This is a genomic window from Stutzerimonas kunmingensis (assembly GCF_014764705.1).
Taxonomy (GTDB): Bacteria; Pseudomonadota; Gammaproteobacteria; order Pseudomonadales; family Pseudomonadaceae; genus Stutzerimonas.
Map to the genome: position 1 here is coordinate 26,226 of NZ_JACXXG010000013.1, position 11,586 is coordinate 37,811.

General features: G+C 62.6%; 9 protein-coding genes. 8 read left to right on the forward strand and 1 reads right to left on the reverse strand.

Going from position 1 to position 11,586, the window contains the following annotated elements:
• Window positions 1-209: 209 nt before the first annotated feature.
• The 8 genes from IEG05_RS12055 to IEG05_RS12090 all read left to right on the forward strand — a co-directional run bounded on the left by IEG05_RS12055 (window position 210) and on the right by IEG05_RS12090 (window position 10,768).
• Window positions 210-1,097: an NAD(+) kinase gene (locus IEG05_RS12055; RefSeq protein WP_003280695.1), complete on the forward strand. Its 888-nt coding sequence runs from the start codon at window positions 210-212 to the stop codon at window positions 1,095-1,097.
• Entirely contained in the window at window positions 1,097-2,068 is a 972-nt protein-coding gene (locus IEG05_RS12060) for a metallophosphoesterase (RefSeq protein WP_041014341.1), read from the forward strand. Before IEG05_RS12055 ends, IEG05_RS12060 begins: the two co-directional genes overlap by 1 nt.
• Window positions 2,065-2,934, forward strand: a complete 870-nt coding sequence (locus IEG05_RS12065) for a rhomboid family intramembrane serine protease (RefSeq protein ID WP_191122105.1) — start codon at window positions 2,065-2,067, stop codon at window positions 2,932-2,934. The genes IEG05_RS12060 and IEG05_RS12065 overlap by 4 nt, the downstream gene beginning before the upstream one ends.
• A gap of 61 nt (window positions 2,935-2,995) precedes the next feature.
• Window positions 2,996-3,274, forward strand: coding sequence for a YeaC family protein (locus IEG05_RS12070; RefSeq protein ID WP_003298300.1), 279 nt, complete (start codon window positions 2,996-2,998; stop codon window positions 3,272-3,274).
• A complete protein-coding gene (locus IEG05_RS12075) occupies window positions 3,274-4,107 on the forward strand; it encodes a DUF2797 domain-containing protein (protein ID WP_014820716.1) in 834 nt (277 codons plus the stop codon). Before IEG05_RS12070 ends, IEG05_RS12075 begins: the two co-directional genes overlap by 1 nt.
• Window positions 4,108-4,327: 220 nt before the next feature.
• On the forward strand, window positions 4,328-6,988 hold the full coding sequence (pepN, locus tag IEG05_RS12080) for an aminopeptidase N (protein ID WP_191122106.1): 2,661 nt from the start codon (window positions 4,328-4,330) through the stop codon (window positions 6,986-6,988).
• A 410-nt stretch (window positions 6,989-7,398) separates the two neighbouring features.
• On the forward strand, window positions 7,399-8,397 hold the full coding sequence (locus IEG05_RS12085) for a WD40/YVTN/BNR-like repeat-containing protein (protein ID WP_191122136.1): 999 nt from the start codon (window positions 7,399-7,401) through the stop codon (window positions 8,395-8,397).
• Between the two features lie 16 nt (window positions 8,398-8,413).
• Window positions 8,414-10,768 carry an efflux RND transporter permease subunit gene (locus tag IEG05_RS12090; protein ID WP_191122107.1) on the forward strand — a complete coding sequence of 785 codons (2,355 nt, stop codon included), beginning with the start codon at window positions 8,414-8,416 and terminating at the stop codon, window positions 10,766-10,768.
• An 80-nt stretch (window positions 10,769-10,848) separates the two neighbouring features.
• Here the strand turns inward: IEG05_RS12090 and cobA are convergent, their stop codons facing one another.
• The gene (gene cobA / locus IEG05_RS12095) at window positions 10,849-11,586 is read right to left on the reverse strand and encodes a uroporphyrinogen-III C-methyltransferase (RefSeq protein WP_041014338.1); all 738 of its coding nucleotides are present in this window, start codon (window positions 11,584-11,586) and stop codon (window positions 10,849-10,851) included.

Sequence of the window (11,586 nt, forward strand, 5' to 3'; positions counted from 1 at the left end):
TGCAGCATAGCTGTCGGTTTGCTGATGGTCCGGCGTTTCGCTGATAATCCGCTGCCGCTGAACACCGCGGCGAGCAGGGGCTCTAACGCCTGTGCTGGAATTCAGGCGAATGGCCGATTCGTATCGGCGTCGTCGCCTGCGTGCTGCGTGTTATTTTCGAGCGCTGCGACTGCCCGCAACCATCCGCCCAGCCACACCAGGGAACGTCAATGGAGCAATTCCGCAATATCGGCATCATCGGCCGCCTGGGTAGCTCCCAGGTGCTGGATACCATCCGCCGGCTGAAGCGATTCCTCGTCGAACGCCATCTGCATGTGATTCTTGAAGAGAACATCGCCGAGGTGCTGCCGGGACACGGCATGCAGACCTCGTCGCGGCAGCGGCTGGGCGAATCCTGCGACCTGGTGATCGTGGTCGGCGGCGACGGCAGCCTGCTGGGCGCCGCCCGGGCGATGGCCAAGCACCGGGTGCCGGTACTCGGCATCAACCGTGGCAGCCTCGGATTTCTCACCGACATCCGTCCGGATGAGCTGGAAGAGAAAGTCGCCGAAGTGCTCAACGGCCAGTACACCCTGGAAAATCGCTTTCTGCTGGAGGCCCAGGCGCGACGCTTCGATGAGCCGATCGGCGAGGGCGACGCGCTCAACGATGTGGTGCTGCATCCGGGCAAATCCACGCGCATGATTGAATTCGAGTTGTACATCGACGGCCAGTTCGTCTGCAGCCAGAAGGCCGACGGCCTGATCGTGGCGACCCCCACCGGCTCCACTGCCTATTCACTGTCGGCGGGCGGGCCGATCATGCATCCGCGATTGGACGCCATCGTCGTCGTGCCCATGTACCCGCACACGCTGTCGAGCCGTCCGATTGTGGTCGATGGCAACAGCGAGCTGAAGATCGTGGTGTCGCCGAACATGCAGATCTATCCGCAGGTGTCCTGCGACGGCCAGAACCACTTCACCTGTGCCCCGGGCGATACCGTGACGGTGCGCAAGAAGCCGCAGAAGCTGCACCTGATCCATCCGCTGGACCACAACTACTACGAAGTTTGCCGGACCAAGCTGGGCTGGGGCAGTCGCCTCGGCGGGGGCGATTGATGCAGCTTGATCCCGAACGCGGCTACGACCTTATCGGTGATGTGCATGGCTGCGGTCGTGCACTGGCGCGGCTGCTGGATCAGCTGGGCTACCGCCTGCAGGGCGGGGTCTGGCGCCATTCGCGGCGGCAGGTGATCTTCCTCGGCGACATCATCGACCGCGGCCCGCATATCCGCGAGGCGCTGCATCTGGTCTACGACATGGTCGATCGTGGGCAAGCCTACTGCATCATGGGTAACCACGAGTTCAATGCGCTGGGCTGGTACATGCCGGCACCGCCGGGCAGCGGCCGGGAATTCGTGCGTGACCGCACGCCGCGCTTCGCCCGCCTGCTGCACGAGACGTTCGAGCAGTTCGAACGGTATCCGGACGAGTGGCGAGCGTTCCGCGAATGGTTCTACGAGTTGCCACTGTTCTTGGAATCCGAGCGCTTCCGCGTGGTGCATGCCTGCTGGGACAGCTGGGTGATCGCACGGCTGCGTCCGTTTCTCAACGACGCCTGCCTCAACCCGGCGATCCTGCGCGAAGCCGGCCTGCCGGGTACCTTCATCTGCCAGGCGCTGGATCGGCTGCTGCGCGGCACTGACATGCCGCTGCCCGAGGGCATGACGCTGACCAGTGAGGAAGGTTTCGTGCGTACCTTCTTCCGCACCAAGTTCTGGGAAGAGAACCCACAGACCTACGGTGACGTGGTGTTCCAGCCCGATGGCCTGCCGGATCATGCGGCGCGCATGCCACTGTCTGCGCAACAGAAGAATCGCCTGTTCCTCTACGGTCCGGACGAGCCGCTGCTGTTCGTCGGCCACTATTGGCGTCGCGGCCAGCCGGGGCCGCTGCGCGACAATCTGGCCTGCCTGGACTACAGCGCGGTGAAGAACGGCAAACTGGTGGCCTATCGGCTGGATCAGGAAGTTTGTCTGGACCCGGCGAAGTTCGTCTGGGTCGATGTCTGCGCGGTGTTCCGAACATGAGTGTCGAGGTGAGTGAAGCGCTGCGCCTGCCGCTGTCGGAAGACCTCAGCGGCTTCATCGCCCTGCTGCGCCGTCTGCGGGTGCCGTGCCGGGTGTCGGAGGAGGGCGATCAACAGGTGCTGCGCGTGCCGGTTGAGGTCGTCGAGCAGGTTCGTGATCTGTACTCACGGCATCCCCATGGCGATGACAGCGTCGTCATCGAACAGCCGCGTCGCCGCGGCGGTTTCGTCGCCGCCCTGCGCGCCAGCCCGCTGACCGCGGCGGTATTGGTCATCACCCTGGGTGTCGCGGCTATCACCATGCTTGGTGAGAATTTCGCGACGATCCGCTGGCTGAACTTCGTCGACTTCCGTGTCGACGGTGAATACGCCTACTTCGCCTCGCTGGAGCAGACACTCGCTGCCGGACAATGGTGGAGGCTGATCACGCCGATCTTCGTGCATTTCGGCATTCTGCATCTGGCGATGAACAGCATGTGGTTCTGGGAGCTGGGGCGGCGCATCGAAGCCCTTCAGCGCGCCTGGATGCTGCTGGCGCTGACGCTGCTGTTCGGTCTGGTGTCCAACTTCGCCCAGTACCTGTTCGGTGGCCCGGGTATTTTTGGTGGGCTTTCCGGCGTGCTGTACGGGCTGCTCGGGCACTGCTGGCTATATCAGAAGCTCGCGCCCAACGAGGCCTACCGACTGCCGCCCGGCGTGGTGGTGCTGATGCTGGTGTGGCTGGTGATCTGCCTAACCGGAGTCATCGAGGTGCTCAGTTTCGGCGCGCTGGCCATCGCCAATGCCGCTCATGTCGGCGGGTTGGTCGCCGGCTGCGTGACCGGCGTGATTGGCGGCACCCTGGCGCGCCGTCGGCGCCAGCGCTGAGGCTTTTCCCTAAAGCACGGCTGCCCGGTAGAATGGCCGCTCGTTTCCCTCGGAGCTGGCCATGTCGACCTTTATCCAAACCGCCGAAAACATCACCCCCGAAATCTACCTGAACCTCAAGCAGGCGCTTGAACTCGGCAAATGGGCTGACGGCCGCAAGCTGACCCCCGAGCAGAAGGAAACCTGCATGCAGGCGGTGATCGCCTGGGAGATGAAGAACCTCCCGGAAGAACAGCGCACCGGCTTCATGGGCGGTCAGGAATGTGCTTCCAAGAGCAAGAAGGCTGAGCCGGCCATCGATACCAGCCTGTTCGCTCCCGCTTCGGGAACCCGCCACTGATGCTCGAATTGGGACGCGGTGCGCTGAGCAAGATGTCGATCCAGCTCGGCGCACCGGCGCAATATTCCTTCCGTCTGAACGACGAGCTGGTGCCGGTCAATCCGCTGATCGGCAAGACCCTGCGTCTGGAATACCTCGGCGCCATCAACTGCACCCATTGCGGTCGCAAGACCAACAAGAGCTTCAGCCAGGGCTATTGCTATCCCTGCTTCAAGAAGCTGCCGCAGTGCGATGTCTGCATCATGAGCCCGGAAAAATGTCACCACGATTTCGGCACCTGCCGCGATCCGCAGTGGGGCATGGACTTCTGCATGACCGACCACGTGGTCTACCTCGCCAACTCGTCGGGCATCAAGGTCGGGATCACCCGTGCCACGCAGCTGCCGACGCGCTGGCTCGATCAGGGCGCCAGCCAGGCGCTGCCGATCATGCGCGTCGCCACGCGCCAGCAGTCCGGAATGGTCGAAGACCTGCTGCGCAGCCAGGTGGCGGATCGCACCAATTGGCGCGCGCTGCTCAAGGGCGATGCCGAGCCCATCGACCTGATCGAAATGCGCGAGCAGATCTTCGATGCCTGTGCCGATGGGTTGCGCGAGTTGCAACAGCGCTACGGGCTGCAGGCGATCCAGCCGGTGGCGGACGCCGAGGTGCTGGAGATTCGCTATCCGGTCGACGCCTATCCGACCAAGGTGGTCAGTCTCGATCTGGAGAAGACGCCCGTAGTCGAAGGTACGCTCAGGGGCATCAAGGGCCAGTACCTGATTCTCGATACCGGCGTGATCAACATTCGCAAGTTCACCGCTTATCAGGTCGCCGCCAGCGCTACCGCGTAGGGTGGATAACGCTTCGCTTATCCACCGCTTACGGCCGGCGGGTTCAAGGATGAGCGGCCTGGAACAACCCTGTGGAAAAGGCTTCTCCGTTTCCACCCTACAAGTCCGTCGCGACAGACGCTAAGCTCGAACTCATCCGCAGCCCGGTTTCCGGGCTGGCAGTCCATCGCCAAATTCCTGCTTGAAGCTAGTTGCTTGAAGCTCAGCCGACGAGGTTTCCATGCGCACCGAACAACCGAAAGTCATTCATCTGAAGGATTACCAGGCGCCTGAATACCTGATCGATGAAACCCACCTGACCTTCGAACTGTACGAGGACCGCACCCTGGTGCACGCCCAGCTGGTGATGCGCCGCAATCCCGAGCGCCCGGCTGGCAAGCTGCCGCCGCTGGAGCTGCACGGCCAGGAGCTCGAGCTGCAGACCATCGCGCTGAACGACCGCGAGCTTGGCCTGGGCGACTACCAGATCAACGAAGACTGTCTGACCCTGCAGCCGGACAGCGAAAGCTTTGTCATCGACACTTCGGTGGTGATCCATCCGGAAACCAACACCGCGCTGGAAGGGCTGTACAAGTCCGGCAGCATGTTCTGCACCCAGTGCGAAGCCGAGGGCTTCCGCAAGATCACTTATTACCTCGACCGCCCGGACGTGATGAGCAAGTTCACCACCACCGTGAGCGCCGAACAAAAGGCCTATCCGGTGCTGCTCTCCAACGGCAACCCGATTGCCAGCGGCAGCGAGGACGACGGCCGCCACTGGGCGACCTGGGAAGACCCGTTCAAGAAGCCGGCCTACCTGTTCGCCCTAGTGGCGGGTGACCTCTGGGCCATCGAGGACAGCTTCACCACCATGAGCGGGCGCGACGTGGCGCTGCGCATCTATGTCGAGCCGGAGAACGTCGACAAGTGCCAGCACGCCATGGACAGCCTGAAGAAGTCGATGAAGTGGGATGAAGAGGCCTACGGTCGCGAGTACGACCTGGACATCTTCATGATCGTCGCGGTGAACGACTTCAACATGGGCGCCATGGAGAACAAGGGCCTCAACATCTTCAACTCCAGCGCAGTGCTGGCCCGCGCCGAAACCGCTACCGATGCCGCGCACCAGCGCGTCGAGGCCATCGTCGCCCACGAATATTTCCACAACTGGTCGGGCAATCGCGTGACCTGCCGCGACTGGTTCCAGCTGTCGCTCAAGGAAGGCTTCACCGTCTTCCGCGATTCGCAGTTCAGCGCCGACATGAACTCGGCGACGGTCAAGCGCATCGAGGATGTCGCCTACCTGCGGACCCATCAGTTCGCCGAGGATGCCGGCCCCATGGCGCACTCGGTGCGCCCGGAATCCTTTATCGAGATTTCCAACTTCTACACCCTGACCGTCTACGAGAAGGGTGCCGAAGTGGTGCGCATGATCCAGACGCTGCTGGGTGAAGAAGGCTTCCGCAAGGGCAGCGACCTCTATTTCGAACGCCATGACGGCCAGGCAGTGACGGTCGACGATTTCGTCAAAGCCATGGAAGACGCCAACGGTGCCGATCTGACCCAGTTCAAGCGCTGGTACAGCCAGTCCGGCACGCCGCGCCTGGCCGTCAGCGAGCAATACGACGAGGCAGCGAAGACCTACCGCCTGACCTTCCGCCAAAGCTGTCCGCCGACACCTGGCCAGCCGACCAAGGAGCCGTTCGTGATTCCGGTGGCGCTGGGTCTGCTCGCCGCCGATGGTTCGGACATGCCGCTGCGCCTGGAAGGCGAGCCGCAAGCTGCGGGCACCAGTCGCGTGCTGGCGGTGACCGAAGCCGAACAGAGCTTCACCTTCGTCGACGTCGCCGAGCGTCCGCAGCCATCGCTGCTGCGCGGCTTCTCCGCGCCGGTAAAGCTGGATTACCCGTACGACCGCGACCAGCTGATGTTCCTGATGCAGCACGATTCCGACGGCTTCAATCGCTGGGAAGCGGGTCAGCAGCTGTCGGTGCAGGTGCTGCAGGAGCTGATCGGTCAGCATCAGCGTGGGGAAGCGTTGGTGATGGATGAGCGCCTGGTCGAGGCGCTACGCAGCCTGTTGCAAAACGAGACGCTCGATGCAGCGATGGTCGCCGAGATGCTCTCGCTGCCGGGCGAGGCCTATCTGACCGAAATCAGCGAAGTGGCGGACGTGGATGCCATCCATACGGCACGCGAGTTCGCCCGCAAGCGCATCGCCGACGCGTTGTTCGAGCCGCTGTGGCAGCGCTACCAGGCCAATCGCGAAACCTCGCGCAGCACGCCCTATGTCGCCTCGGCCGAACATTTCGCCCGTCGCGCCCTGCAAAACATCGCATTGTCGTATCTGATGCTGAGCGACAAAGCCGAAGTCGTGGAAGCCTGTCTGGAACAGTTCGAGCAGGCCGACAACATGACCGAGCGCTTGACCGCACTGGCCGTGCTGGTCAACTCGCCGTTCGAGGCCGAGCGCGACAAGGCGCTGCAGGCCTTCGCCGAGCACTTCAAGGACAACCCGCTGGTGATGGATCAGTGGTTCAGCGTCCAGGCCGGCAACCCTTTGCCCGGCGGGTTGGAACGGGTGCAGACGCTGATGCAGCACCCGGCATTCACCCTGAAGAATCCGAACAAGGTGCGTGCGTTGATCGGCGCCTTCGCCAACCAGAACCTGGTCAACTTCCACCGCGCCGATGGCGCCGGCTACCACTTCCTCGCCGATCAGGTGATCACCCTCAACTCCCTGAACCCGCAGATCGCCTCGCGCCTGCTGGCGCCGCTGACCCGCTGGCGCAAGTACGACAGCGCCCGGCAGGCGCTGATGAGGGCCGAGCTGGAGCGCATCCTTGCGTCCGGAGAGCTGTCCAGCGATGTCTACGAAGTGGTGAGCAAGAGCCTCGCCTGACTCGACAAGGCCGATCGTGCAATGCGATCGGCCTTTCTTTTACGAGGGCCCGTTCCAGGCACTATCCACGGCAAACAACCTTCCTGCGTATCGTGACCATCCTCTGGCGCCTCGCGTCGGATCGTCACTGCGGGATCGAAAGGGGCGGTCGGCACATACTGGCCACTGGCCCAATCAGCCTGAGTGATCACGCGTCAATCATTGCGTGAGAGTTAACAATTCATAACGTCCGGCCAATTGTGCCTGTCTGTGGAAGCTGGCTAGGATGGCCGAGCCTGCATTACAGGCCTTACCTAATAAGAATAAAGGGGGTATGTATGAGTGAGCCCGTTCAGCGGCGCACACTATCCGGCCGCGCCGTGGTTCCATGCCAGGCGAGGGCGTCGCGTCTTCACTCATCGGTTGCCGGCATGCTTTCGCTGTGCGGCGCCTTCTCACTCCTGCTGCTCGCAGCATCGGCACCCGCCCAGGCCGCTACCGATGGCCAGGCCCGCTACTCGATCGAGTCGGCCAAGGCGGTATCCAATCTTCTGCTCGATATCACCCAGGCCGGCGAACGCCTCGTTGCGTCAGGCGATAGGGGCCACATTCTCTATTCCGACGATGGTGGCGCCAGCTGGATGCAGGCCAAGGTGCCGACGCGTCAGCTGCTGACGGCCATCGACTTCGTCGATGACAAGCACGGCTGGGCGGTCGGCCATGACGCGTTGATCCTGGCTACAGCCGACGGCGGTGAGAGCTGGACGGCTCAGTATGAGGATCGCGAACGCGAGGCCCCCTTGCTGGACGTCTGGTTCGAAGACACCCAGCACGGCATCGCGGTTGGCGCCTACGGTGCGCTGCTCGAAACCATCGATGGCGGTCAGAGCTGGGAGGACATCAGTGAGCACCTCGACAACGAGGACGGTTATCACCTGAACGCCATCACCCATATCCAGGGCTCGGGCCTGTTCGTCGTAGGCGAACTGGGCGGAATGTTCCGTTCTGCCGATATGGGCGAAACCTGGGAGCGCGTCGAGTCGCCGTATCAGGGGTCGTTCTTCGGGGTAGTCGGCGGTTCGGAACCGGGGGTCGTGGTTGCCTTTGGGCTGCGCGGCCACCTGTTCCGCTCCATCGACTTCGGCGACAGCTGGGAAGGCATCGAGCTCGTCAACGGCAACGGCAATGTACTGGAGTCCGGGCTGGCCGACGGCAACCTGCTGCGCGATGGGCGCATCGTGGTGGTCGGTCACGGCGGCGCGGTACTCACCAGCGACGATCAGGGCCGTAGCTTCAAGCTGTTCAATCGCCCCGACCGCCGTTCGCTGTCGGGTGTCACCTCCGATTCCCAAGGCAACCTGATCCTGGTAGGGCAGGGTGGTGTTCGCATCGCCTCGCCATCGGGCGCGGATCTGGCCACACAACAATAAAGCCGGGAGAGTCTGCATGACCAAGCACCACCAGAAGCCGGCGTCGTTCCTCGAGCGCCTGATCTTCAACAACCGGCCGGCAGTCGTCGTACTCTGCCTGCTGATCAGCGCATTTCTCTTCTATCAGGCGGCCCAGGTTCGGCCGCAGACCAGCTTCGAGAAGATGATTCCGCTGGGGCATCCGTATATCCAGAAGATGCTCGAGCACCAGAATGATCTGGCCAACCTCGGCAACACGGTGCGGATCTCCGTGGCAGCAAAAGATGGTGACATCTTCGCCAAGGACTACATGGAAACGCTGCGGCAGATTCATGACGAAGTGTTCTATATCCAAGGTGTCGATCGCTCCAACATGAAGTCGCTTTGGAGTCCCAGCGTTCGCTGGACCGAGGTGACAGAGCAAGGCTTCGCCGGCGGTGAGGTCATTCCGCAGACCTATGACGGGTCGCCGGAAAGTCTCGATGACCTTCGCAGCAACATTCTCAAGTCCGGTCAGGTCGGGCGTCTGGTCGCCAATGACTTCAAGTCCAGCATCATCGACGTGCCGCTGATGGAGTCCTACTCGGATCCGGAAGATCGCAGCAAGCAGATCAAGCTGGACTACCAGAAGTTCTCCCACGAGCTGGAAGAGAAGATTCGCGACAAGTACGAGGCGCAGAACCCGAATGTGGAGATTCACATCATCGGCTTCGCCAAGAAGGTCGGTGACCTGATCGACGGGCTGGTCGGTGTTGCGCTCTTCTTCATCGTAGCCATCGGCATCACCTTTGCCCTGCTGCTGTGGTTTACCCGTTGTCTGAAGAGCACCATCGCGGTGTTGATCACCACGCTGATCGCCGTGACCTGGCAGCTCGGCCTGTTGCACACCCTGGGCTTCGGGCTCGATCCGTACTCGATGCTGGTGCCATTCCTGGTGTTTGCCATTGGTATCTCCCACGGCGTACAGAAGATCAACGGCATCGCCATGGCCTCCGGCTATACCGAAGACCCGGTGACGGCGGCGCGCATGGCATTCCGTCAGCTGTTCATCCCCGGCATGGTGGCGTTGCTATCGGATGCGGTGGGTTTCGTTACCCTGCTGCTGATCGATATCGGCGTGATCCGCGAGCTGGCCATCGGTGCTTCGCTGGGCGTGGCGGTGATCATCCTGACCAACCTGATCCTGCTGCCGGTGGCGATTTCCTACATGGGCATCAGTCAGCGGGCGATCAAGCAGGCCCGCGAAGAAGCCTCGCGCGATCATCCGTTCTGGCGCGCGCTGTCGAATTTCGCCAGCCCGAAGGTGGCACCGATCTCCATCACTATCGCCGTGGTCGCGCTGGCGGGTGGCCTCTGGTACGGCCAGAACCTGAAGATCGGCGACCTTGATCAGGGCGCGCCGGAGCTGCATCCGGATTCGCGCTACAACCTGGACAATGACTTCGTCATCCGCAACTACTCGACCAGTTCCGACGTGCTGGTAGTGATGGTCAAGACCGCGCCGGAAGGCTGTTCGCACTACGACACGCTCGCCGCCATGGACGAGCTGATGTGGAAGATGCAGAACACCGAGGGCGTGCAGTCGGCGGTGTCGATGGTGTCGGTGGCGCGCCAGGGCATCAAGGGCATGAACGAGGGCAGCCTGAAATGGGAAACGCTTTCGCGTAACCAGCATGTGCTGAACAACTCCATCGCCCGTGCCGAAGGTATGTACAACAGCGACTGCTCGCTGGCACCGGTACTGGTGTTCCTCAACGACCATAAGGCCGAGACGCTGGAACACGTGGTCGCCGCGGCGAAGGAGTTTGCCGAGGAGAACAACCGCGAAGGACTGGAGTTCGTACTGGCGGCAGGTAACGCCGGTATCGAAGCGGCCACCAATGAGGTCATCGCGGCGTCGGAAACCACCATGCTGATCGCCGTCTACCTGGCCGTGAGTATCATGTGCCTGCTGACCTTCCGTTCGCTGGCGGCCACGCTCTGCGTGATCCTGCCGCTGGTGCTGACATCGATCCTCGGTAACGCGCTGATGGCCTTCATGGGCATCGGGGTGAAGGTGGCGACGCTGCCGGTGATCGCACTGGGTGTAGGTATCGGTGTGGACTACGGCATCTACATCTACAGCCGTCTGGAGTCGTTCCTGCGCCAGGGCATGACCCTGCAGGAAGCCTACTACCAGACGCTGAAGTCCACCGGCAAGGCGGTGATCTTCACCGGCGTCTGCCTGGCGATTGGTGTGGTGACCTGGGTGTTCTCGGCGATTAAGTTCCAGGCCGACATGGGTCTGATGCTGACCTTCATGTTCCTCTGGAACATGGTCGGCGCGATCTGGCTGCTGCCGGCCCTGGCTCGCTTCCTGATCAAACCGGAGAAGCTGCGTCAGAAAGCGTGATGATCACGCAGTAACGAAAACCGCGGCCCTGGGGCCGCGGTTTTTTTTTACGGGTGTTTTGGTACGGCGGTCAGCTACGGTCAGGCGCTCTGGCTTACCGCCTGGAACGCAGCATGTGCGGCCACTTCGCCGATCACCAGGATCGCCGGGCTCTTCAGCTTGAAGGCCAAGGCATCGCGGCACATGCCGGCGAGGCTCGAACGGCATTCGCGTTGCTGCGGCAGAGAGGCGTTCTCGATCATCGCCACTGGTGTACCGGCGGAAAGTCCGCCCTCCAACAGCCCGGCCTGCACCTGTTCCAGCTTGCTCACACCCATGTACACCACCAGCGTGGTGCCGCTTTTCGCCAGCGCCTGCCATTCCGGACTGCTGTCGTCGAGCGTGTGCGCTGTTACCAGGGTGACGCCGCGGGCTACGCCGCGCTGGGTCAGCGAGATGCCGCATTGCGTGGCGCCGGCCAGGCCGGCGGTGATGCCGTTCACCAGTTCGACCTCGATCCCGCGTGCCGACAGCCATTCGGCTTCTTCGCCACCGCGGCCGAAGATGCACGGATCGCCACCCTTGAGGCGCACCACGCACTTGCCCTGGCGGGCGTAACGCAGCATCAGACGGTGGATGAAGGCTTGCGGTGTGGAGCGGCAGCCGCCGCGCTTGCCCACCGGGATGATGCGAGCGTTCGGGCAGTGTTCGAGCACGGCGGGGTTGACCAGGTCATCGATCATCACCACCTGTGCCTCGCCCAGCGCGCGCACGGCCTTGAGAGTCAGCAGTTCCGGATCGCCAGGGCCGGCGCCTACCAGCCAGACTTTTGCGCTCAT